Here is a 24,207-nt window from a genome sequence, read left to right as displayed (position 1 = left end):
AAAAATGATATAATAAGCTGTTAGAATAAAATTGCGAGGTGAAATAGATGTTCGATAAATTAGATTTTTTGCAGGATAAGTATAATGATCTAAGCCAAAAAGTTTCAGACCCTGAGGTTATCAATAAACAATCAGAATGGCAGAAATATATAAAAGAGCTTGCTGAAATAGAACCTATTGTAAATAAGTATAAAGAATATAAACAGGTAAAAGAAGGTATTGAAGAAGCAAAAGCTATATTAGAGGAAAGCAATGATGAAGAATTAAGAGAAATGGCAAAAATGGAATTAGGAGAGCTAGAAGATAAAATAGAGCCTATAGAAAATGAATTAAAACTGCTTTTAGTACCAAAGGACCCAAATGATGAAAAGAATGTTATTGTTGAGATAAGAGCAGGTGCTGGTGGAGATGAAGCAGGACTTTTCGCTGGAGATTTGCTAAGAATGTATACTAGATATGCAGAAAGAAATCGTTGGAAAGTAGAGATGATGAGCTTAAACGAAACAGGGGTTGGTGGTGTAAAAGAAGTTGTTTTTATGATAAAAGGAAAAGGTGCTTATTCAAGGCTAAAATATGAAAGTGGTGTGCATAGAGTACAAAGAATTCCTACGACGGAGTCAGGAGGAAGAATTCATACATCAACAGCTACGGTTGCTGTACTTCCCGAAGTAGATGATATTGAAATTCAAATCAATCCAAATGATGTTCGTGTGGATGTGTTCCGTTCATCTGGAAATGGTGGTCAGAGTGTTAATACAACAGACTCTGCTGTAAGACTTACACACATGCCTACAGGGATTGTTGTTTCTTGTCAAGATGAAAAATCTCAGCTTAAGAACAAAGAAAAAGCGTTTAAAATATTAAAGGCTAGATTATATGATAAGATGCTTGCAGAGCAGCAAGCAGAAATTGCAGAGGAAAGAAAAAGTCAAGTAGGGACAGGAGATCGAAGCGAAAGAATTAGAACTTATAACTTCCCTCAAGGACGTGTTACAGACCATAGAATTAACATGACTCTATATAAGCTTGATTATTTCTTAGATGGAGATATTGATGAAATTTTAGATGCATTAATTACTATAGATCAAGCAGAAAAATTAAAACAAGTTGTATAAAGATATTTTGAATACTGAAGGGTGTTGTCCTTCAGTATTTTTTTCTTAAAGATATACTTATTTTTACTTGCAAAATAAATATGAGAGTGGTAAACTATTAAATTATAATATATTTTCAGAAAAATACAAATAATTAATTATTTGAAAATGATATTTTGTTTCTGAACATTAACGCGGAAAGAAGTGGGTAGAAGTGGAGTCAAAAGTAGCTTTTCTATTACACATTGGGATTCTTTTATTAGGAGCTAATATAGGAGGAATTATTAGTAAAAAATTGAAGCAGCCTGCTGTATTAGGACAGATTTTGGCAGGGATGTTTTTAGGGATGGGGATTTTAGAAAAGACAGAGTTGGTCCATTATTTAGCAGAAATTGGCGTAGTGTTTCTTATGTTTATTGCAGGGCTAGAAACGGATGTCAATGAATTGAGGGCTTCTGGAAAATCTTCTACAGCAATTGCAGTAGCAGGTGTATTGGCTCCCTTGATTTTGGTTAGTGGTGCAGCTTATTTAATCAGTGGAAACTTAATAAGTAGTATTATTTTAGGTCTTATTTCTATTGCCACAAGTGTTAGTATATCTGTCCAAACCCTTAAAGAAATAGGCCAGTTAAAGACAAGGCAAGGGGTAGCAATTTTAGGAGCAGCTATTATAGATGATATTATCGGTGTTATTCTTTTAACAATTGTAGTAGGTATGGTAAGACCAGGGACTGGTAGTAATGTCTTTATTGTTATTTTAAAAATTCTTTTGTTTTTCCTAATAACTATTGTTATAGGATATATTTTAGTGCAAATATTATTTAAAATATCTGATAGGGTTAATGTGAGAAGAAGAATTGTGCCTTATGCAATAATAACTTGCTTAATACTTGCGTTTATATCAGAAGAACTTGGAGTTGCAGCGATTACAGGAGCATATTTTTCCGGGGTTATTTTTTCTATGACACCTTATAGACATAAAATATCTCATGATGTTGAGTTGGTTTCTAATACTATATTTACCCCTATATTTTTTGTAGCTATTGGATTAGGCGTAGAGTTAAGCACTATTGGGTATGGATTAGCTTTTAGCATGTTGCTGCTCGCATTAGGAATTATAGGAAAAATTATTGGGTGTGGTTGGGGTGCAAAACTAACAGGTTTTAGCGCAAAACATGCTTTTCAAGTTGGGATTGGAATGGTTCCTAGAGCGGAAGTTTCTTTGATTATTGCTAGTCTTGGTTTGAAAATGAATTTAATCGGAGATAAAGAATTTGCGTCGGCTATTGTACTTGTGATTTTTACAACTTTAATAACTCCTTCTTTGCTGAAAGCTTCTTTTAAAGAGGAAGAAAAACAAAAAGCTACTTAAATAAAAGCCTGTAAACAATAAGTTTGCAGGCTTTTGTATATATAAGAAGCTTGAGGAATATATATAGAAAAAAGTTTCTTTGGGGGTAAAAGGATGGATACAATATTTTTTATTGCACTAATCGGTTTGATTGTTGGAATGATTGGAACGGGTTTAGGAGGACTGATTGCTTTTTTTATAAGAAATCCTGGTAACAAATTTTTAAGTTTTATTTTAGGAATTTCTAGTGGACTTATGCTGGCAGTGGTGTGTTTTGATTTATTGCCTGAAGCTTTTGAGATTGGGCAATTATATGTAGGTATAGGAGGGATTATAGCAGGGGTTTTTGCGATTGTATGTCTAGATACAATTCTTCCGGAAAATAGTGAGAGTTTTGCAAAAATGGGGATATTGTTAGGGATTGGAATTGCACTGCATAATTTTCCTGAAGGATTAGCAATTGGGTCAGGATTTATGGCTACAAAACAATTAGGGATTGGCATATCTATTGTTATTGCACTTCATAATATGCCTGAAGGAATATCCATGGCAACTCCTATGCGCATTGGGGGAATAGGTAGAGTAAAGGCTTTTTTGTATACTATTTTAGTTGGTATTCCTATGGGATTAGGTGCTTTTATTGGAGCAATTTTAGGAGAAATATCTACAAATTTTATAGCTTTTTGTCTGGCATTTGCTGGAGGAACTATGCTTTATATTACTTGTGAGGAGTTAATACCAAAGTCTCTTTGTTTTAAATTTAAAAGAGCATCAAGCTTCGGATTTTTAATTGGGTTTATCGTAGGAATTGTCATATCAAAGAAATTGTAATTTTAAGAAGTAAGAAATTGGTGTATAATAATGAAAGATATTTAAGCCCTAATGTATATGAGGTGATACAAATGATTCAAACAAAAATTTTTGAAATAGACCCTGAAAACATTCAAAAAGATGGGTTAGTATTTGCAGCAGAAACATTGAAAAATGGGGGAACTGTTGCCTTTCCTACAGAGACCGTTTATGGGTTAGGAGCAAATGCTCTTGATCAAGAAGCTGTAAAAAAAATATTTGAGGCAAAGGGAAGACCTTCAGATAATCCCCTTATTGTACATATTGCTAAATTAGAAGATCTAAAATATTTGGTAAAAGAAATACCCCAAAATGCAAAAAAATTAATGGCAAGGTTTTGGCCTGGTCCTTTGACAATTATTTTTAAAAGGTCATTGAAGGTACCAGATATTATTACTGCAGGATTAGATACGGTAGCTATTAGAATGCCTTCTCATCCTATTGCAAAAACATTAATTCAAATGGCAGGTGTACCTATTGCAGCACCAAGTGCAAATTTATCTGGAAAACCGAGTCCAACGCAAGGAGAGCATGTCATAAAAGATTTAAAAGGGAAAGTAGATGCAATTATAAGCGGAGGAAGCTGTAATGTAGGACTTGAGTCTACTGTAGTCGATGTAACAGAAGATGTTCCGATGATTTTACGACCTGGTGGTGTTACAAAAGAGCAATTAGAAGAAGTATTAGGACAAGTGAAAGTAGATAAAGCCATAGAAGAAGGCCATGAGCATCTTATACCAAAATCACCTGGAATGAAGTATACACATTATTCACCTCAAGCAGATGTTGTTATTATATCAGGCAATATTGATGAGGTTGTTGAACATATTAAAAAGCTAAAGGAAGAAAAAGAAAATAAAGGATTTCGTGTAGGAATTATGTGTACGGATGAAACAAAAGAAAACTACAAAGACGCAGTAATTTTATCTATGGGAAGTAGAAAAAATTTAGCATCTATTGCAAATAATCTTTTTGCAGTGCTTCGCCGTTTTGATGAAGAAGGAGTAGATATTATATTTGCAGAAAGTATTGAACAAAAATTTTTAGGACATGCAGTTATGAATCGTATGGTAAAAGCTGCAGGATATAATGTAATAAAGATTGGAGGGTGAAAGTATGAAAACTATTCTTTTTGTATGTACTGGGAATACTTGTAGAAGTAGTATGGCAGAAGGAATGTTTAAAAAAATGCTTAAAGAAGCTGGAGAAAAAACAAAAGGAATTAAGGTTATTTCTGCTGGAACAGCTACTATGAAAGGATTAAAAGCTTCTAAAAATGCAATAGAGGTAATGAAGGAAAAAGGAATTGATTTAAATACGCATGAAGCAACACCTATTACAAGGGAGTTGATTGAAGAAGCAGATTTGATTTTGACTATGACAAGAAATCATAAAAATCAAATACTTCAAATAGCACCTAATGCAAAAGAAAAGGTATATACACTAAAGGAATATGCAGGAGAACTAGGTGATATCCTAGATCCCTTTGGGCAGTCAGTTTGCGTATACAGAGAATGTGCAAAGGAAATAGAGGAAGGGTTAAAAGTATTGGTTAAGAAGATAATAGGTAAAATTTAATAAAAATGAATATCAATAAAAGACTTGACAATGAAAGGATTGTAGCATAAAATCAGAACGGCAAATAACGAATGGAGGGTTGCATATGAAGATCGCCTTAGGTAGTGATCATGGTGGATATAACCTAAAAGAAGCCATTAAGAAGTATCTTGAGGAAAAAGGTATAGAGTATGAAGATTTTGGAACAAATTCTACAGAATCTGTAGATTATCCAGAGTTCGGTATGAAGGTGGCAGAAGCGGTAGTTTCAGGTGAATATCAAAGAGGGATTGTTTGCTGTGGAACAGGAATTGGTATATCCATATCAGCAAATAAAGTGCCTGGCATTCGATGTGCTGTTGTTTCTGATACTTTTTCAGCACAAATGTCAAAAGAGCATAACAACGCTAATGTATTAGCTTTAGGAGAGCGGGTAATCGGACAAGGATTAGCCCTAAAAATTGTAGAAGTTTGGTTGAATACAGAATTTGCTGGTGGAAGACATGAAAGAAGAGTAAATCTAATTGGTGATATTGAAAAGAAATATGCAAAATAATATTGAGAGGAGATGCGCAGGATGGAAAAGGTATTTATAATGGATCATCCGTTAATCCAACATAAGCTTACTTTAATAAGAGATAAAAATACTGGGTCAAAAGAATTTAGAGAAGCAGTGAAAGAAATTGCAATGCTTATGGCATATGAGGTAACAAGAAATCTTCCTTTAGAAGAAGTAGAAATCGAAACACCAGTATGCAAAACAAAATCAAAGGTATTAGCTGGAAGAAAATTAGGAATAGTTCCTATTTTAAGAGCAGGTCTTGGGATGGTTGATGGAATGCTTAGTTTAATTCCTGCTGCAAAAGTAGGTCATATAGGACTTTATAGAGATCCAGAAACTTTAGAGCCTGTTGAATATTACTGCAAGCTTCCTGTTGATATACATGAAAGAGATTTGATTGTAGTAGATCCGATGCTTGCTACAGGAGGATCAGCAAATGCAGCTATCCAATTTATTAAAGATAGAGGGGCTACAAGCATCAAATTAATGTGTTTAATCGCTGCGCCAGAAGGAGTAAAAGCTGTTAAAGAAGCACATCCTGATATAGAAATCTATGTAGCTGCTGTGGATGAAAAGCTAAATGATCATGCTTATATTGTACCAGGGCTTGGAGATGCAGGAGATAGATTATTCGGAACAAAATAGAAATATTTAAAGAATAGAGAGTAGATTAATCGAAATCTATTCTTTTTTATTAGTTAGGAAATTATAAAATTTAAAATCTGTGGATAACTTTTGATTAAATAAAGTGTATCAAAATAAGTGTTAGATGCATATTATAATGTAATGGCACTTTTTTAAAAAAGTATATACATTCTATGATAGATAAACAACTTCAAAATGAAATATAAAGACACGTTCATTCCAGATAACTTTTGAAAAAACAAAACTTCATTCCATGAAAAAATACTAAACCTTCAAAATTCACTTCGTTCAAATTAAAAAACTTAAAGGAAATACATAAAAATATGTAGAATATTAAAAGTAGAGTTTAGGATATGAACCTACATAAGAGGAGGATTAGAAGATGAGGCCAAATTGGGATGAATATTTTATGAAAATGGCAGAAATAGCAAAAACAAGATCCACTTGTTTAAGAAGAAAGGTGGGTGCTGTGATTGTAAAGAATAAAAGAATATTATCTACAGGTTATAATGGAGCACCTACAAATACTGCTCACTGTTTAGACATAGGATGCATGAGAGCAGAACAAAAGATTCCATCTGGGCAAAGACATGAACTTTGTAGAGGACTTCATGCAGAGCAAAATGCTATTATTCAAGCAGCATATCATGGTGTGAGCATAGAAGGAGCTACTTTATATGTAACGCTACAGCCTTGTATATTATGTGCAAAAATGGCTATTAATGCAGGCATTAAAAAAATTATTTTCAAAGGGACTTATCCAGATGAGCTTTCTATGAATATACTCAAAGAAGCAGGAATAGAATTAATACAATTTGATGACAAGTAGTTTTTGCCATTGAGTTTTTTTGGTTTTTGCTGTAAAATGACTATGTACATGTGAAAATTAAGGAGTGTTTTTTGTGAATAAATACTTTTTTGTATTTTTTATAGGGACAGTCATATCCTTTATGATGACGCCATTAGCCAAAAAGCTTGCTTATAAGCTTGGAGCTATAGATGTACCAAAGGATGATCGGCGTGTACATAAAAGTCCGATTCCAAGAATGGGTGGACTGGCTATTTATTTAGGGTTTTTAGTCAGTGTGTTAGTAGCTTTGCCTTTAGATAAAAAAATGATAGGCATGCTTATTGGAGGAACACTTATTGTCCTTATGGGAATTGTTGATGATATAAAACCTTTGTCTGCAAAAACGAAACTCGCTGGCCAATTAATTAGTGCCATTATTTTGGTTTATTGTGGTATGAAAATCGGAAAATTGAATATTCCTTTTACAGATATACAAATAAAGTTTCAACTTCTTAGCATACCTGTTACAATATTTTGGATTGTGGGAATTACAAATACAATCAATTTAATTGATGGATTAGATGGATTGGCTGCAGGAGTTGCGATTATTGCAGCATTATCCCTTTCTTATGTAGCATATGTAAACGGAAGATATGAGACAGCAATTATGACTTTGGCAATTGCTGGTGCTTCGATGGGATTTTTACCTTATAACTTTAATCCAGCAAAAATTTTTATGGGAGATACAGGTTCTCTTTTTTTAGGATATATGCTTGCAGCTATATCTATAGACGGTTTAATAAAAGGGGCTACAGCTATTGCAACAGTAGTTCCTGTACTTGCATTAGGACTTCCTATTTTTGATACAACTTTTGCTATTTTGAGAAGAGCTATCAATGGAAGACCTATTATGCAACCTGATAAGGGACATCTTCATCATAAGTTGCTTTCAACAGGAATGGGGCAGAAAAGAACAGTTTTAATTCTTTATGCAATCAGTAGTGTTTTTGGAGTAAGTGCAGCCCTTATGAGCAGCAGCAAATCATGGGATTCTCTATTTCTTATTATTGCTGCGAGTGCTCTTATGTATATTAGTATGGGTATGCAGAGATTTGAGAAAGAAAAAAGTAGTCATAAAGAATAATGCCAGGAATGATTTTCCTGGTTTTTTGCTTAAATAGGAAATTAAAAGGGGAGAAGAGGCATGAAGAAGCTAAAGATTATGTCTATATTTGGAACAAGGCCAGAAGCTATTAAAATGGCTCCTGTTGTGAAAAGTCTTGAAAAAGATGATTTTATTGAGTCTATTACTTGTGTGACGGCACAGCATAGAGAAATGCTTGATCAGGTACTTACATTATTTAATATTCAACCAGGCTATGATTTAAACATAATGAAGGCAGGCCAAACTTTAAGTGAAATTACTTCTAGGGCTTTAATGGGGCTTGAGAAGATTATAAAGGAAGTAAAACCTCATATGGTATTAGTTCATGGAGATACAACAACTACTTTTACAGGAGCATTAGCTGCATTTTATCAACAAGTAAAGGTAGGACATGTGGAAGCAGGACTACGAAGTCATAATATGTATTCTCCTTATCCTGAAGAAATGAATAGAACCCTTACAGGCAAATTAAGCCACCTTCATTTTGCACCTACTAAAGGAAATAAGGAGAATCTGTTAAAAGAAGGAATTAATGAAGAAAATATTATTATAACAGGAAATACGGTAATAGATGCATTGCTTCAGGTGGTAAATAAAAAATATAAATTTTCAGATGAACGATTAAACTGCATTGATTATAGTAATAAAAAAGTGATTTTAATGACAGCTCATAGACGAGAAAATTTAGGGCAGCCAATGGTAAATATTTTTTCTGCTATAAAAGAAATTGTTGAAAAGAATGAAAATGTAGAAGTGGTATTTCCTGTTCATTTAAATCCAAAGGTAAGAAATTTAGCTTATGAAATATTAGGAAATATTGATAGGATTAATTTAATTGAACCCCTAGATTATGAACCATTTGCAAATTTAATGGCAAGAGCCCATTTGATTTTAACAGATTCAGGAGGAATTCAGGAAGAAGCACCATCCCTTGGAAAACCTGTACTTGTACTAAGAACAGAAACAGAGAGACCAGAAGCGGTAAAGGCAGGGACTGTAAAGATGGCAGGTATACAAAAAGAGAAAATCTTCTCACTTACTAATGAGTTAATCAATGATGAAAAAGCTTATAATGAAATGGCAAATGCTATAAATCCTTATGGGGATGGAAAAGCAGCAGAAAGAATTGTAGAAAGTATTAAAAAATATTTTATTCCAGCGGGTAATAGGTACAACTGATAACGTTTTCCTTAGAAATTTAAAGAATTTAGAAGAATATATCCAAAATATACAGAAAATAATAAAACATTCACAAAATCGACAAAAAATAGTAATTGCCAAGAAGGAAGTTTTTTTATAAAATAAACTTAAAGAGATGTGGTGATGAAATGAAGAGATATAGTGAAAATACAGTTTACTTTATTTCCTATGCTAAGTTGCCAACAGAGATTTCTGCAGCAAATATGCATAGAGTTGTAGGGGTTGGGATGGTTATCAATATAGACACAGGAATCATTGAAGATACATCCTGTACGCTTATTACAGAGGAAGCAAGAAGCTTTTTAAAGCAGGTTCTTGTAGGTTATAATCTTCATGAGAATGGCATTGAAGCTTTGATTAAAAAGGTAAAGTATCGATTTCATGGATCATCACAAAAGGCTATATGTGTGGCTATTAAAGGCACTTATGAAAAGTATATTACATGGAGAAATGAAAATACAAATAAATAAAAACTGCTTTACTTACAGTAATAATGTAACCCATTCTTACTTAGTGAGTGAAATCCAGTACAAATGCGCAATGTTTTATATAGCGTTATTGTACTGGATTTTTTGTTTTCATAGATTGCATTACTTCAAAAGTTTTATCAAAATCAATGAAGTAAAGGAGGGCGAAAGGGTAAAGTATAATAAACAAACAAAAAATTATCAAGAAATGGAGGAAAGTTGATGAAAAAATTCAAACTACAATTATTTCACAAAATTTTCTTAGGGCTCATTTTTGGAGCTGTTATAGGATTTATTTTTAGTTCTATAGGAGGAGAAGACAACGCTTTTGTAGTAAAGATGATACCAGTATTCTCTCTTTTAGGAGATTTGTTTTTAAGAATCATCAAGATGGTTGTTGTACCTTTGGTATTTTTCTCAATTATTAGTGGCGTTGCAAACTTAAAAGACCTTAAAAAGCTTAAAAGTATTGGGATTAAGACAATTATATTATTCTTTGGAACAGCGTTTTGTGCGGTAACAATTGGACTTGTTTTAGCACATATCATTAATCCAGGAGCAGGTATAACCCTAGGAGAGGCAGCTAGTGAAGTACAAGTAAAAGAGCTTCCGGGAGTTGCTGAGACAATCTTAAACTTTTTTCCAAGCAATCCAGTTGAATCTATGGCAAAAGGAGAAATGTTACACATTATATCGTTTAGTATCTTTATTGGAGCTGCACTTCTTATGATGGGAGAAAGAGGAGAACCTGTTATTGATTTGATTGATAGAGCCTCTGAAGTAATGTTTAAGATTACAGATATTGTGGTACAATTTACGCCTTACGGTGTATTCGGTTTAATGGCAAAAGCTACTACAAAATTCGGATTGGCCATATTCGGACCAATTTCAAAATTCATCCTTACAGATTATCTAGCATCTTTTATACATATTGCAGTTGTATATAGTTTGGTTTTAGCTGTATTTGGTAAAGTAAATCCAATCAAATTCTTCAAAAAAGCATTCCAAACTTGGTTAGTTGCTTTTAGTACATGTAGTTCTATGGCAACCCTTCCTGTGACAATGAGAATTGCAGATGAAGAGCTTGGGATACCAAAAGAAAATGCAAGTTTTGTATTGCCTTTAGGAGCTACAGCAAATATGAATGGTACATCTATTTACTTTGGTATTATCGTTTTGTTTGCAGCACAAATTTATGGTATTGATTTAAGCTTTAAAATGCAAGCATTACTAGTATTACAAGCGACACTTCTTTCTGTAGGTTGTGCAGCTGTACCACAAGTAGGACTTTTAATTAGTATTGCACTTCTTACAAGTATGGGATTACCACTAGATGGAATTGCATTGGTTGCAGGAATTTACAGAATTGTAGACCAAGCACATACATCTACAAATGCACTTGGTGACTTAGTTGTGGCTACTACTGTTGCAGGTATGGAAGGGGATTTAGATAGAAGAAAATTTAATAATGATGCGATTGTTGCGAAACAAAATAAAGCTGCTTAATTTTAAAAATAAAGAAGGGGGTTTTGGAAATGAGTTTGAATAAAGCACCTAAAAATAATGTATTTTACAGAAGTCAAAACTGGCATTATCCCAAAATTGTAAGAGGAGAAGGGATCTACCTATATGATGAAAATGGAAAAAGATATATAGATGGATGTTCAGGCTCATCTGTTGTTAATATTGGTCATGGGAATAAAGAAATAGCTCAATTTGCAAAGGAACAAATTGAAAGAGTTGCATTTACACATCTTTCAAGATGGACTGTTGATACTATAGAAGAATGTGCAGCAAAAGTTGCAGAGTGGGCACCAGGGGATCTAAATCATGTATATTTTGTATCAGATGGTTCAGATACAACTGAAACTGCGATGAAAATGGCTAGACAATACTTTGTTGAAAGAGATGGGCAAAATACTAGTAAGTGGAAAGTAATAACAAAATGGAATTCTTTTCATGGAAATTCACTAGGTTCTTTATCTATGACGGGTATTCCAGGAAGAAGAAAGCCATATGATCCTATGCTAATCCAATTTCCTAAGATTCCTCAGTTCTATCATTATCGAAATCCATGGGGATGTGAAACAGAAGAAGAAACAGCTATTAAGGCTGCTGAAGCTTTAGAATATGAAATATTAAGGCAAGGTCCTCAAAATGTTGCAGCTTTCATTACAGAGCCAGTAGTGGGTTCTGCAGCACCAGGGGTAAATCCACATCCAATTTACTTTAAAATGGTAAGAGAAATTTGTGATAAATATGATGTATTATTGATTGTTGATGAAGTTATGGCTGGATTTGGTAGAACTGGTACAAAATTTGCTATAGATCAGTACAATATAGTTCCAGATATCTTGTGTTGTGCAAAAGGAATGGGAGCTGGATATACACCAATTGGAGCAACTGTAGCATCTGAAAAAATCTTTAATACAATAATGGTTGAAGGTTCTGGAGAATTTGTTCATGGACATACGTATGCATCTAATCCATTATCTTGTGGTATCGCATTAAAAGTTATGGAAATTATGGAAAGAGAAAATATCGTTGAAAATGCTAAAAATCAGGGAGAGTACTTTAAGGAAAGATTACAAGAATTATATAAGTATCCAATTGTAGGAGACATTAGAGGTAGAGGTTTAATGAATGGGATAGAGTTTGTTAAAGACAAGGAAACAAAAGAACCGTTTGCAGTAGGCGATAAAGTAAAGAATATCCTTACAGTAAACTGCCTAGAGGAAGGGTTAGTCATATATCCTGGTGGTGGAGCTGTCGATGGGGTAAGAGGAGACCATGTTTTATTAACGCCTCCACTTACTATAACAAGAGAAGAAGTAGATTCATATTTTGATGCATTAGAAAAAGGAATTCAAAAAACAGTTGAAATGATTAACGTTTAATAATCAATATTTTTTTAAAGTTTAATGGGCGAATTTTTTTAAAATTTAATGGGCGAAATTTAAAATTTGGGCATTGTTTGAAACAGGGAATATTTCTCTTGTTGTTGAGAGTTTTACGGCCTTTCAACACAAGAGATTTTCCATCTGTAGGAAAAAGACAATTATATTCAGGAGGAGAAAATAATGGAAAAATTAATCATTACCCTTGCACATACTGGAAATGTTCCTACAAAAGAATTAAATCCAAATACACCGATTACAATAGATGAAATTGTAGAAGATATTAAAGCTTGTAGGGAATTAGGGGCATCTGTTGCACATATTCATGTAAGAGATGAAGAAGGAAAACCAACGAGTGATCGTGCTTTATTTAAACAAGTATTAGACAGATTAGATGCTGAAAGAGTAGATATAATCAAGCAGGTGTCAACAGGAGCAAGAGGGGGAGAAAATACCATTGCATGGAGAGGTCAAATGCTAGATTTAAAAAATGCAGAAATGGCGAGTTTATCGACTGGTTCTTCAAACTTCCCAACTAGCGTAAATGCTAATTCACCAGATTTAATTGAAGCTTTAGCAAAGAAAATGTATGATAATGGAATCAAACCAGAAATTGAAGCCTTTGATGTTGGGATGATTGATAATGCAAAGAGATTATTGAAAAAAGGAATCCTAAAAGGGCCCCTTCATTTTAATCTTGTTATGAATGTACCAGGAGCTATTGCAGGAAATCCGAAGAATTTACTACACATGGTAGAAATTTTGCCAGAAGGATCTACATTTAATGTATCAGGAATTGGAAGTTCTCAAGTACCAATGCTTACAATGGCAATACTTCTTGGCGGCCATGTAAGAACAGGTTTAGAAGATGTCATAAAATACGACAAAAAAACATTAGCAAGTAATGCAATGCTTGTAGAAAGAGTGGTAAGAATTGCAAAAGAACTAGGAAGGGAAATTGCAACACCTGATGAAGCAAGAAAAATATTAGGATTATAATAAAAAAATGTAGAAAATGAATAATAAAATGAGCAATTGGTAGTAATTATATGGTAAAATGAAATTGGCTAGGCAGGGTAATTTACGGAGGTGTTTTTTGTGAACAAAGTTGTAACATTAGAAGAAGCGATGAGTCATATAAAAGATGGCATGACGATTATGATCGGCGGATTTATGGCTTGTGGTACTCCAGAAAAATTTATGGATGCATTGGTTGAAAAAGGAGTAAAGGATTTAACGATTATTGCTAATGATGCTGGGTGGCCAGATCGAGGAATTGGTAAATTGGTTACAAATAAACAAGTAAAGAAAGTGATTGCTTCTCACATTGGATTGAATCCTGAATGTGGAAGACAAATGAATGAAGGAGAATTAGAGGTAGAATTAGTACCTCAAGGAACACTTGCTGAACAGGTTAGAGCAGGTGGAAACGGACTTGGCGGAATATTAACGCCAACAGGAGTTGGAACTGTTGTTGAAGAAGGAAAACAAAAAATTGAGGTAGATGGAAAAACATATCTTTTAGAAAAGCCATTAAGAGCTGATGTTGCTTTAGTGCATGCAAGTATTGCAGACAAAAAAGGAAATCTTTACTATAATAAAGCAACTAGAAACTTCAACCCACTCATTGCAACTGCAGCTGATGTAGTGATTGTAGGAGCAGAAAAAATTGTGGAAGTCGGAGAAATCGATGGAAATGATGTAATGACTCCAGCACTTTTCGTAGATTACATTGTGGAGGTGTAGTACATGAACGTAAAAGAGATTATTGCAAAAAGAGTAGCGAGAGAATTAAAAGATGGTGACGTAGTAAATTTAGGAATTGGACTACCTACAATGGTAGCAAACTACATTCCAGAAGGAGTAGACATTACTTTCCAATCTGAAAATGGTTTTGTTGGATTAGGACCAGCACCTGAAGAAGGAGAGGAAGATATGGACTTAGTAAATGCAGGAGGGCAGCCTGTAACAGCATTAACAGGGGCAGCTTTCTTCGATAGTGCCATGTCTTTTAGTATCATAAGAGGAGGACATGTAGATGTTACAGTTCTCGGTGCTTTGCAAGTAGATGAAAAAGGAAATCTTGCAAATTGGATGGTTCCAGGAAAAATGGTACCAGGTATGGGCGGTGCTATGGATTTAGTTGTTGGAGCCAAAAAAGTAATTATTGCTATGACTCATACGGCAAAAGGAAAAGCAAAAATATTAAAAGATTGTACTCTACCTCTCACAGCAGAAGGGCAAGTAAATATGATTGTTACAGAAATGGGTGTAATGGAAGTAACGGATAAAGGAATTGTACTTACAGAAATCAACCCTGAATTTACATTGGAAGATGTAAAGAAAGTTACAGAAGCAGAATTAATAATTGCAGATGATTTAAAGAAAATGGAGATATAATTTTAAGAAAGCAGCTCTAAATAAGGGGCTGCTTTTTTTAAAAAGCTTGAAGGAAATAGGAAAAAGGGATAGAATTATACTATAATAAATTTTATTCTGAATCTAATGAAAATTTCCAACGCGTTATTTACAAAAAATTACTGCATACTTGTATATTTAATATATTGTATATTTTCAAATAAGTGGTATAATGATATAAGGGGGAGAATTTTTTTCATGCAAAAAAACTATACACGTATTTTAAGGAATCTTTCACTCCTCACTTACATAGGCGTTGCGATGATCGTACCAATTCTTGCTGCTGTTTATTTAGGAAATTGGGCAGATGAAAAACTGGGAACGAATCATATTTTTTTAATTGTAGGGATATTGTTGGGAGTGGCATCTTCTTTTTTGAATGTATATAAGATCGTTATGAAAGATATAAAGAAAAAATAAAAAATTTTTACATTGAAATGTCACAATATTACAATTCATTTGAAATTGGAAGATAGAAGCAATTTCTCGTTGCAATATTTTGGTATATTTGCTGTTGCTATGATTTTGTTATAGAGGTAGTTAAAATGGAAAGGAAGTGTAAACCTTTGGGGTATACATGGAACTTACAGCTTAAGATTTTTAAAATTACAACAATTGCGATGATGGTTATTGTTGTTGGATTTGCAGTTTTCATAAAAAATCCGCTTCCTATGATTTTAGGATTGGTGTTTGGAACCTTTATTAGTATGCTAAACTTTAGAACCTTGGCATTAACGCTGGAAAAAGCTGTGTGCATGGCACCAAGACAAGCACAAGTTTATGCATCTAGCAGATATTTTATAAGATTTATTATAAACGGCATTGTAATTTTTATTGGTATAAAAGCAGATTATTTAAATGTAGTTGGGGTAATAATAGGTTTAGTGATGATTAAAGTAGTTATTCTCGCTACAAACCTATTTAATGATAAATCATATTTTAAAAGAATCTTTATAAGGAAGGAGGAAGAGTAGTGGAAGGAGGATTTGGTCCCAAAATTGTTTTTACATTACCTGGAGGAATTCCGGTTACAGAAACAGTAACCAACACATGGTTAATAATGGTCCTGCTCATTGGATTTTCATTTATTGTGACAAGAAAATTTGAGCGTGTACCAAAAGGATTACAAAATGCTGTTGAGTTATTGGTAGATGGCATTTACAATCTTACAGCTCAAACCATGGGTGAGGACAAAATTGCTTTTGCACCCTATATAGGCACAATCATTATATATCTGATATGTGCAAACTTATCAGGGCTATTTGGATTAAGACCACCTACAGCAGATGTCAATACGACCATGGGACTTGCGATTATTACATTTGTAATGATTCATTTCTTTGGAATGAAGAGAAAAGGTGTAGGAGGTTATTTGAAAGGTTTTCTAGATCCATTTCCAGTAATGTTACCTTTAAATATAATTGGGGAGTTAGCGACACCAATTTCACTATCATTCCGTCTCTTTGGGAATATTGTAGGAGGCCTTATCATTATGAATTTATTATATGGAGGGCTTCAAAGTTTAAGTTTAAAGCTGGGAATTGGTATACCTATATTCCAAGCTGCTATTCCAGCACCATTGCATCTATATTTTGATTTGTTTGCTGGTGTATTACAATCATTTATATTCTCAATGCTAACGATGGTATTTGTTTCCATCGCTATGGATTAATCCATCTCAACTTGAATAGGAGGTGAACAGATGGAGAATACCAATTTTATCGTTTTATTTTTAAATTGGCTTTTAAGCTTTGATAAAAAAGCTTTAATCCTTGCGGCATCAGCAATTGGTGCAGGTTTTGCAATGATTGCAGGGATAGGTCCAGGGATTGGGCAAGGATATGCAGCAGGAAAGGGAGCAGAAGCAACCAGTATAAATCCAAAAGCTGCAAAACATTCTACAATGATTATGTTATTAGGAGCAGGTATTGCAGAAACATCAGGAATACTTGCATTGGTAATTGCATTGATTTTATTATTTGGAAATCCATTGGTAGTACAAGAAGGAGATGGTTTGGTTATTGCTGTATCTGCCATAGCTGCTGGGATTTCAATGATAGCAGGTATAGGTCCTGGAGTAGGACAAGGATATGCAGCAGGGAAAGGTGCAGAAGCGGCAAGTATGAATCCTGATGGATCTAGACCATCAACATTGGTTATGCTGTTAGGATCAGCCGTAGCACAAACATCAGGAATATTTGCATTGGTAATTTCCTTGATTTTAATGTATGCAAATCCATTGGTATCTGGACATGGAGCTGCTATTGTTTTAGCAGCATCAACATTAGGTGCTGGTATTGCAATGATAGCAGGTATAGGTCCAGGAATAGGGCAAGGATATGCAGCAGGAAAGGGAACAGAAGCTACTGGAAAGAGGCCAAAATTGCAATCAGGTATTATTAAAACAATGATTCTTGGTCAGGCAGTAGCACAAACAACAGGAATATATGCTTTAGTTATTGCTTTGGTGCTTATGTTTGCAAATCCATTAATAAAACTTTTATAAATTTAAAATTTGTAATATTTTGTAAAAATGAAGGAGGAATATACATATGGAACCTATTACAGGAAGAGCATTAGTATTAGCATGTTCTGCAATTGGAGCAGGTTTAGCAATGATAGCAGGTATCGGACCTGGTATTGGACAAGGATACGCTGCAGGTAAAGGAGCAGAGGGAGTTGGAAGACAGCCTGAAGCACAAGGAGATATTATCAGAACAATGCTTCTTGGAGCAGCTGTTGCAGAGACAACAGGTATTTACGGATTGATCATTGCGTTGATCTTGTTATTTGCAAATCCACTAATCAACCTTTTATAGTCTGAAATTATTTTTTCAGAAAGGAGGCAGTATAAAGCTATGAAGGCAGGATTAGTGGAATTTAGCTGGACTTTTGTATTTCAAATTGTAAATACAATTATATTGTTTTTGGCATTGAGAAAGGTACTCTTCAAGCCTGTAAGTGAATTTATGCAGGCAAGGCAAGATGGTATTGCTGCATCAATGAAAGAAGCTGAAGAAAAAAATAAAGAAGCAGAGCGTAGAATGAAAGAATACCAAACAAAGCTTGACTTTGCAGAAGAAGAAGGAAGAGAAATTATAAAAGAGGCTACCAAAAAAGCAGAAATGAAAGCTTCAGAGATTATTAAGGAAGCACAAAAAGAGGCTGCTAAGATGATGGAAAGAGCTGAAGCAGAAATAAAAAGACAAAATGAAAAAGCCATGAATCAGTTAAAAGATGAGGTAGCTAGTCTAGCTATAATGGCTGCTGGAAAAATTATTGATAAAAGCCTTGATGAAGAAAAGCATCATGGATTAATAAAAGAATTCATAGATGAGGTAGGGGACGCCAGATGGCAGAATTAGTTGCAAAAACCTATGCTCAGGCTCTGTTTGAAGTAGCCGTTGAAGGGAATCAACTTGAAAAAATAAAAGAAGAATTAACCTTTGTATTAGAAACTTTTAAAAAGTATCCTGAATTTTATCAATTGTATAATACACCTCAAATAAATAAAGAAGAAAAAAAGAAAGTAATTGAAGAAGTTTTTAAAGACAAAGTAAGTATAGAATTGATGAACTTTTTAAAAATTCTTATCGATAAAAGAAGAACAAAAGCTTTTGAAGGAATTGTCAATAAATATGGCCGTTTAGCCAATGATCATAACAATATTGTGGAAGGTACAGTTGTTACTGTAGTTCCTTTAAAAGATGAAGATAAGTTAAAGATTGAAAACAAACTTTCTGCTATGACAGGGAAGAAAATAAAGCTTAAAAATGAAATTGACCCATCCATTATCGGAGGAATACTTGTAAGAATTGGAGACAAGGTGATAGACGGTACAATACAAAATCGTCTTAATGAATTACAAAAAAGCTTTGCAGAAATAATAGTTTAGGAGAGCGGTGATAAAAATGAATCTCAGACCTGAAGAAATCAGCTCAGTAATCAAAGAGCAGATTAAAAGATATGAAAAAAAGATACAAGTTACAGATGTAGGTACTGTTATTCAGGTGGGTGATGGTATTGCCAGAATCCATGGATTAGAAGAATGTATGGCAGGAGAACTTTTGGAGTTTCCTGGAGGGGTATATGGTATGGCCCTAAACTTAGAGGAAGATAATGTAGGTTGTGTACTTTTGGGTTCAGATGAAAACATAAAAGAGGGAGATATAGTAAAGCATACAGGAAGAATTGTTGAGGTTCCTGTTGGAGAAGCTTTAATAGGTCGTGTAGTAAATGCATTAGGCCAACCTATAGACGGAAAAGGGCCTATTAAAACAGAAAAGTTTAGACCAATTGAGGCGAGTGCACCGGGTGTTATTGATAGAAAGTCTGTTCATCAGCCACTTCAAACAGGAATTAAGGCAATAGATGCAATGACACCTATTGGTAGAGGTCAGCGTGAGTTGATTATCGGAGATAGACAGACTGGTAAAACGGCTATTGCAATTGATACGATCCTAAACCAAAAAGAAGAAAATGTGATTTGTATTTATGTTGCCATTGGTCAGAAAAAATCAACAGTAGCACAAATTGTAAAAACCCTTGAAGATAGAGGTGCAATGGATTATACAATTATTGTATCAGCTACAGCTAGTGAATTAGCACCGCTACAATATATAGCACCTTATGCAGGCTGTGCTATGGGTGAAGAATTTATGTACAACGGAAAAGATGTATTGATAATCTATGATGATTTATCAAAGCATGCGGTGGCATACCGTGCAATGTCATTATTGCTTCGCCGTCCACCAGGACGTGAGGCTTATCCAGGAGATGTATTCTACTTACATAGTAGATTGTTAGAACGTGCTGCAAAATTAAATGATGATTTAGGCGGTGGATCTATAACAGCACTACCAATCATTGAAACACAAGCTGGAGACGTTTCAGCTTATATTCCTACAAATGTTATATCAATAACAGATGGACAGATATTCCTAGAATCTGAATTATTCTTTGCAGGACAGAGACCTGCTGTAAACTCTGGAATTTCTGTATCAAGGGTTGGTGGAGATGCACAACTTAAGGCAATGAAAAAAGTTGCAGGTAAAATAAGACTTGAATTAGCGCAGTATAGAGAACTTGCAGCCTTTGCTCAATTTGGTTCTGAGCTTGATAAAGATACAAGAGAAAGACTTGAGCAAGGGGAAAGATTGATGGAAATTTTAAAACAGCCTCAATATGCTCCTGTAAGGGTAGATCGCCAAGTAATGATTATCTATGCGGCTATTAATAAATACTTAAGAGATATTCCTGTTGGACAGATTAAAAGATTTGAGTCTGAATTCTTTACATTTATGGATAATAACCATCCAGAGATAGGGGCTGAAATAAAGGATACAGGAAAATTAAGCGATGAGCTTGAAGAGAAATTAAAAGCTGCCATTGAAGAATTTAAAGGAATTTTCAAAATAGAAGAATAAGCTTAAAAGCCTGCGACGGCTAACATTTAAGACTGACCCCGTTGTATGGAGGTGAATACATGGCAGGAATGGGTATGCGCGATATCAAGCGCAGAATTAAGAGTGTAAACAGTACAAAACAAATTACAAAGGCGATGGAACTTGTATCATCAGCCAAATTAAGACGTGCGAGAGAAAGAGCTGAAAAGAGTAGGCCTTACTTTTACACTATACAAAATACGGTACGAGATATATTTTCAAATACTGACGGCTTAAAGCATGAATTTTTAGAGCAAAGAGAAGTGAAAAAAAGCTGTTATATCGTAATAACAGCTGATAGAGGCCTGTGTGGAGGCTATAATATTAATGCAATAAAGAAGGCTTTAGAAGGTATGAAAGAAAAGCCTTCTGTATCGGTTGTAGCTATAGGATCAAAGGCTCGCGATTATTTTAGGAACAGAAAATATGAATTAGATGGAGAGTTTACTAATATTTCTGAAACTCCAAGGTATGAAGATGCTAAAAAAATAAGCAATCTTGTACTAAAGCTTTATGAAAAGAAAATGATAGACGAGGTTTACCTTGTATATACCAAATTTATTAGTACGGTTTCTCAAAAACCAGAAATAATAAAACTCCTTCCGTTGAGTATGGAAAAGAAAGAAACAGAGAAAAAAGAAATGTTTGAATATGTTTCTTATGAACCATCACCAGAAGGATTGTTAAATTATATAGTACCTAAATATATAGAGAGTACAATTTATGGAGCGTTAGTAGAATCTTCAGCCAGTGAACAAGGGGCAAGAAGAGTAGCTATGGAAAATGCTACGGATAACGCTGAGGAAATGATTGGAAAATTAACGCTTAATTACAATAGAGCTCGTCAAGCGGCAATTACACAAGAGATTGCTGAGATTGTTGGTGGAGCAGAGGCGCTTAAGTAGCTCTTGCCATAAAGAAAGGATGTGAGGAACATGGCGAATAATGTGGGAAAAATCGTTCAAATTATAGGTCCAGTTTTAGATATAAAATTTGATCCAGAACATCTTCCAAAACTGCTTAATGCAATAGAAATAAATGTAGAAGGTAGAAAAATTATTGCGGAAGTAGCACAGCATACAGGAGATGATACGGTTCGCTGTATTGCCATGTCATCTACTGATGGACTTGTTAGAGGGACAGATGCTCTAGATACAGGAGCGCCTATTTCTGTTCCTGTGGGAAAAGAAACATTAGGAAGACTTTTTAATGTATTAGGTGAAGCCATAGACTTAAAAGGTCCTGTAAATGAAAAGGAAAGATTTCCAATTCATAGACCGGCTCCTAAATTTGAAGAACAAGAAACTTCATCCCAAATATTTGAAACAGGAATTAAGGTTGTAGACTTGATTGCACCTTATGCAAAAGGTGGTAAAGTTGGATTGTTTGGTGGAGCAGGTGTTGGAAAAACTGTTTTAATTATGGAGCTTATAAACAATATTGCTAAAGAGCATGGTGGACTTTCTGTTTTTGCAGGGGTTGGAGAAAGAACAAGAGAAGGAAATGACCTTTACCATGAAATGATCGAATCAGGAGTTATTGATAAGACATCTTTGGTATTTGGTCAGATGAATGAACCGCCAGGAGCAAGGATGCGTGTTGCTCTTACAGGGCTTACAATGGCAGAATATTTTAGAGATCAAGAAGGACAAGACGTGTTGTTGTTTATTGACAATATATTCAGATTTACCCAAGCAGGGTCAGAGGTTTCAGCTTTGCTTGGACGTATGCCGAGTGCCGTTGGTTATCAGCCTACCCTTGCTACTGAGATGGGTGCATTGCAAGAGAGAATCACATCAACAAAGAAGGGTTCTATTACATCTGTTCAAGCTGTATATGTACCTGCAGATGACTTAACAGACCCAGCACCAGCAACAACATTTGCCCACTTAGATGCAACAACAGTTCTTTCTCGTTCTATTGCAGAGCTTGGTATATATCCAGCAGTTGACCCATTAGATTCTACATCAAGAATAATGGATCCTGCAATTTTAGGAGAGGAACATTATAATGTTGCTCGTGGTGTGCAGGAAGTATTGCAAAGATATAAAGAACTTCAAGATATTATTGCCATTTTAGGAATGGATGAATTATCTGATGAAGATAAATTAGTTGTATCTCGTGCAAGAAAGATACAAAGATTCTTATCACAACCATTTAGTGTTGCAGAACAGTTTACAGGTATGGAAGGGAAGTATGTTCCGCTTAAAGAGACTATAAGAGGATTTAAGGAAATTCTTGAAGGAAAACATGATGATCTTCCAGAATCTGCATTCCTTTATGTAGGAACAATAGACGAAGCAGTTGAAAGAGCGAAGAGAGAAAGTTAGTAGTTATTAATTACTGCTAACAGCTTACATTCCCTTTTAGGGTATGTAGCTATGGAGGTGAATAAATGGCTTCTACTTTTGAACTTGAAATTGTCACACCTGATAGGAAGTTTTTTGAGGGTAGTGTTGAGCGGCTTGTTGTAAGAACAAGCCAAGGAGATGAAGGGATTTTAAAAGACCATATGTTTATGGTTAGTCCTTTGCAAATTGGTGTGATAAAAATAAAACAAGATGGAAAATATAAAGAAGCTGCATGTGCAGGTGGATTTATACAGGTAAAAGAGGAAAAAACTACTATTATCACAGATTCAGCGGAATGGCCTGAGGAAATAGATGTAAAGAGGGCAGAAAAAGCGAAGGAAAGAGCAGAAAAAAGACTTCAAAGCCCAGGATCTGATATTGATATGAAAAGAGCACAGGCAGCATTGCAAAGATCTTTAACAAGATTGAGAGTGGCAAAGAAAGATTAGCAAAAATCCCAAATCATTTGATTTGGGATTTTAGAATTTTCTAGAAAGTATAGAGAAATAACTTAAAAAAGAAATATAAAGACATGTTCATTCCAGATAACTTTTGAAAAAACTAAACTTCATTACATGAAAAAATACTAAACCTTCAAAACTCACTGCGTTCAAACAATGAAGGTTCTTAACGTATTTTTTCATGCAATTTCAGTAAGTTTTTTTAGCTTTACAAAAGTTATCAAAGTCATTCACGTGTCTTTGTATTTCTTTTTTTAATGTTGATATTGCTTATCCATATAAAGTTTTTTAAAATATGAAATGAGAATATGCGAATTTTGTTTATAAATGGATAAAATATATATAATAAACTTAAAAAAGGGAAAGCTGCTTGTTTATAATAAAGATTAAGTGTGTAATGGAGGAAATAGATAATGAATCAAAAAAGTGATTTAGAAAAATATGTAGAATACGGAATTGCAGGGGTTCCAGAGATTAAGGGGAGTGAAAAGCGATATTGGCTTGGAGAGTTTCGAGAAAGAGTGATTTTAGCACTAACCTTTGAACAAATATACAGGAAAGAAGCATTAAAGGTTGTTGAAGAAAAATGTAAAGATAAAAGAGTGGATAAAATTATTTTAGAAGATAATGTGCAAAGCACAGTTGCTGAAAAATTCATGGAGTTAGCAAGTAAATATGATAAAGATTATAAAATGATTGATACACAAAATAAACTAGGAGAAATAGCTTTAGTATTAGCAAGTAATGAAGCTGTTGATGAGAAGGATGTATTGATTAAGCAGATGCCTATATTACCTGATATATTTTATAATGCAAAAAATAAAAAATTATGTAAAAAACATATGCAAATGCTTAAAGAAGAAGCACCTTTGTTTGTGGATGAATTTCAAGAAATAACATTCCTTGATAGAGTTATGGGTGTAAAATGTGGTGTTTGTGATAAAATAGATTAATAT

At 34.2% G+C, this 24,207-nt stretch carries 28 protein-coding genes; all 28 read left to right on the top strand.

All coding sequences use genetic code 11. The annotated features are described in order from the left end of the window. Window positions 1-47: 47 nt before the first annotated feature. The 28 genes from prfA (at window position 48) to FQB35_RS13560 (ending at window position 24,204) form a co-directional block, all read left to right on the top strand. A complete protein-coding gene (prfA, locus tag FQB35_RS13695) occupies window positions 48-1,115 on the top strand; it encodes a peptide chain release factor 1 (protein ID WP_148810412.1) in 1,068 nt (355 codons plus the stop codon). A gap of 193 nt (window positions 1,116-1,308) precedes the next feature. Beyond that, complete coding sequence (locus FQB35_RS13690; RefSeq protein WP_148810411.1) at window positions 1,309-2,466, top strand: cation:proton antiporter; 1,158 nt, start codon at window positions 1,309-1,311, stop codon at window positions 2,464-2,466. 93 nt (window positions 2,467-2,559) lie between these two features. Further along, window positions 2,560-3,276 carry a ZIP family metal transporter gene (locus tag FQB35_RS13685; RefSeq protein ID WP_148810410.1) on the top strand — a complete coding sequence of 239 codons (717 nt, stop codon included), beginning with the start codon at window positions 2,560-2,562 and terminating at the stop codon, window positions 3,274-3,276. Window positions 3,277-3,350: 74 nt separating this feature from the next. Further along, window positions 3,351-4,406 carry an L-threonylcarbamoyladenylate synthase gene (locus FQB35_RS13680; protein ID WP_207707404.1) on the top strand — a complete coding sequence of 352 codons (1,056 nt, stop codon included), beginning with the start codon at window positions 3,351-3,353 and terminating at the stop codon, window positions 4,404-4,406. Window positions 4,407-4,410: 4 nt separating this feature from the next. Next, a complete protein-coding gene (locus FQB35_RS13675) occupies window positions 4,411-4,872 on the top strand; it encodes a low molecular weight protein arginine phosphatase (RefSeq protein ID WP_148810408.1) in 462 nt (153 codons plus the stop codon). Between the two features lie 85 nt (window positions 4,873-4,957). Continuing rightward, window positions 4,958-5,407: a ribose 5-phosphate isomerase B gene (gene rpiB / locus FQB35_RS13670; RefSeq protein WP_148810407.1), complete on the top strand. Its 450-nt coding sequence runs from the start codon at window positions 4,958-4,960 to the stop codon at window positions 5,405-5,407. Window positions 5,408-5,428: 21 nt separating this feature from the next. Beyond that, window positions 5,429-6,058 (top strand): uracil phosphoribosyltransferase, encoded by a 630-nt coding sequence (gene upp, locus FQB35_RS13665; protein ID WP_148810406.1) that lies wholly within the window; start codon window positions 5,429-5,431, stop codon window positions 6,056-6,058. A 382-nt stretch (window positions 6,059-6,440) separates the two neighbouring features. Next, window positions 6,441-6,887 carry a deoxycytidylate deaminase gene (locus FQB35_RS13660; protein WP_148810405.1) on the top strand — a complete coding sequence of 149 codons (447 nt, stop codon included), beginning with the start codon at window positions 6,441-6,443 and terminating at the stop codon, window positions 6,885-6,887. A 73-nt stretch (window positions 6,888-6,960) separates the two neighbouring features. Beyond that, window positions 6,961-7,992: a glycosyltransferase family 4 protein gene (locus FQB35_RS13655; protein ID WP_231701805.1), complete on the top strand. Its 1,032-nt coding sequence runs from the start codon at window positions 6,961-6,963 to the stop codon at window positions 7,990-7,992. 60 nt (window positions 7,993-8,052) lie between these two features. After that, complete coding sequence (wecB, locus tag FQB35_RS13650; protein WP_148810404.1) at window positions 8,053-9,192, top strand: non-hydrolyzing UDP-N-acetylglucosamine 2-epimerase; 1,140 nt, start codon at window positions 8,053-8,055, stop codon at window positions 9,190-9,192. Window positions 9,193-9,341: 149 nt separating this feature from the next. Further along, complete coding sequence (locus FQB35_RS13645; RefSeq protein ID WP_148810403.1) at window positions 9,342-9,683, top strand: DUF3870 domain-containing protein; 342 nt, start codon at window positions 9,342-9,344, stop codon at window positions 9,681-9,683. A gap of 219 nt (window positions 9,684-9,902) precedes the next feature. Further along, a complete protein-coding gene (locus tag FQB35_RS13640; RefSeq protein ID WP_148810402.1) occupies window positions 9,903-11,186 on the top strand; it encodes a dicarboxylate/amino acid:cation symporter in 1,284 nt (427 codons plus the stop codon). A gap of 29 nt (window positions 11,187-11,215) precedes the next feature. Further along, window positions 11,216-12,577: an aspartate aminotransferase family protein gene (locus tag FQB35_RS13635; RefSeq protein ID WP_148810401.1), complete on the top strand. Its 1,362-nt coding sequence runs from the start codon at window positions 11,216-11,218 to the stop codon at window positions 12,575-12,577. A 183-nt stretch (window positions 12,578-12,760) separates the two neighbouring features. Continuing rightward, a complete protein-coding gene (locus FQB35_RS13630; protein WP_148810400.1) occupies window positions 12,761-13,576 on the top strand; it encodes a BKACE family enzyme in 816 nt (271 codons plus the stop codon). 99 nt (window positions 13,577-13,675) lie between these two features. Continuing rightward, on the top strand, window positions 13,676-14,323 hold the full coding sequence (gene atoD, locus FQB35_RS13625; RefSeq protein ID WP_148810399.1) for an acetate CoA-transferase subunit alpha: 648 nt from the start codon (window positions 13,676-13,678) through the stop codon (window positions 14,321-14,323). 3 nt (window positions 14,324-14,326) lie between these two features. Next, on the top strand, window positions 14,327-14,977 hold the full coding sequence (locus tag FQB35_RS13620) for a 3-oxoacid CoA-transferase subunit B (protein ID WP_148810398.1): 651 nt from the start codon (window positions 14,327-14,329) through the stop codon (window positions 14,975-14,977). A gap of 216 nt (window positions 14,978-15,193) precedes the next feature. Beyond that, window positions 15,194-15,415 (top strand): AtpZ/AtpI family protein, encoded by a 222-nt coding sequence (locus FQB35_RS13615; protein WP_148810397.1) that lies wholly within the window; start codon window positions 15,194-15,196, stop codon window positions 15,413-15,415. Between the two features lie 125 nt (window positions 15,416-15,540). Then, window positions 15,541-15,969: an ATP synthase subunit I gene (locus tag FQB35_RS13610; protein WP_148810396.1), complete on the top strand. Its 429-nt coding sequence runs from the start codon at window positions 15,541-15,543 to the stop codon at window positions 15,967-15,969. Beyond that, window positions 15,969-16,667 carry a F0F1 ATP synthase subunit A gene (gene atpB, locus FQB35_RS13605; RefSeq protein ID WP_148810395.1) on the top strand — a complete coding sequence of 233 codons (699 nt, stop codon included), beginning with the start codon at window positions 15,969-15,971 and terminating at the stop codon, window positions 16,665-16,667. Before FQB35_RS13610 ends, atpB begins: the two co-directional genes overlap by 1 nt. A gap of 30 nt (window positions 16,668-16,697) precedes the next feature. After that, a complete protein-coding gene (gene atpE, locus FQB35_RS13600; protein WP_148810394.1) occupies window positions 16,698-17,501 on the top strand; it encodes an ATP synthase F0 subunit C in 804 nt (267 codons plus the stop codon). A gap of 46 nt (window positions 17,502-17,547) precedes the next feature. Then, window positions 17,548-17,814 (top strand): ATP synthase F0 subunit C, encoded by a 267-nt coding sequence (atpE, locus tag FQB35_RS13595; protein WP_148810393.1) that lies wholly within the window; start codon window positions 17,548-17,550, stop codon window positions 17,812-17,814. A gap of 39 nt (window positions 17,815-17,853) precedes the next feature. Next, window positions 17,854-18,360, top strand: coding sequence for a F0F1 ATP synthase subunit B (gene atpF, locus FQB35_RS13590; RefSeq protein WP_148810392.1), 507 nt, complete (start codon window positions 17,854-17,856; stop codon window positions 18,358-18,360). Beyond that, window positions 18,348-18,890, top strand: a complete 543-nt coding sequence (locus FQB35_RS13585) for a F0F1 ATP synthase subunit delta (RefSeq protein WP_148810391.1) — start codon at window positions 18,348-18,350, stop codon at window positions 18,888-18,890. Before atpF ends, FQB35_RS13585 begins: the two co-directional genes overlap by 13 nt. Window positions 18,891-18,906: 16 nt before the next feature. Next, window positions 18,907-20,421 carry a F0F1 ATP synthase subunit alpha gene (gene atpA, locus FQB35_RS13580; protein ID WP_148810390.1) on the top strand — a complete coding sequence of 505 codons (1,515 nt, stop codon included), beginning with the start codon at window positions 18,907-18,909 and terminating at the stop codon, window positions 20,419-20,421. A 59-nt stretch (window positions 20,422-20,480) separates the two neighbouring features. After that, complete coding sequence (gene atpG, locus FQB35_RS13575; protein WP_148810389.1) at window positions 20,481-21,344, top strand: ATP synthase F1 subunit gamma; 864 nt, start codon at window positions 20,481-20,483, stop codon at window positions 21,342-21,344. A gap of 30 nt (window positions 21,345-21,374) precedes the next feature. Then, the gene (atpD, locus tag FQB35_RS13570; protein ID WP_148810388.1) at window positions 21,375-22,769 is read left to right on the top strand and encodes a F0F1 ATP synthase subunit beta; all 1,395 of its coding nucleotides are present in this window, start codon (window positions 21,375-21,377) and stop codon (window positions 22,767-22,769) included. 65 nt (window positions 22,770-22,834) lie between these two features. Beyond that, complete coding sequence (locus FQB35_RS13565) at window positions 22,835-23,239, top strand: F0F1 ATP synthase subunit epsilon (protein WP_148810387.1); 405 nt, start codon at window positions 22,835-22,837, stop codon at window positions 23,237-23,239. A gap of 425 nt (window positions 23,240-23,664) precedes the next feature. Beyond that, the gene (locus FQB35_RS13560; RefSeq protein WP_148810386.1) at window positions 23,665-24,204 is read left to right on the top strand and encodes a YueI family protein; all 540 of its coding nucleotides are present in this window, start codon (window positions 23,665-23,667) and stop codon (window positions 24,202-24,204) included. Window positions 24,205-24,207 lie beyond the last annotated feature (3 nt).

The sequence above is a fragment of the Crassaminicella thermophila genome (assembly GCF_008152325.1).
Taxonomy (GTDB): Bacteria; Bacillota; Clostridia; order Peptostreptococcales; family Thermotaleaceae; genus Crassaminicella_A; species Crassaminicella_A thermophila.
Note: the sequence above shows the minus strand (reverse complement) of the source record. Positions and strands in the feature narration are given on the sequence as shown.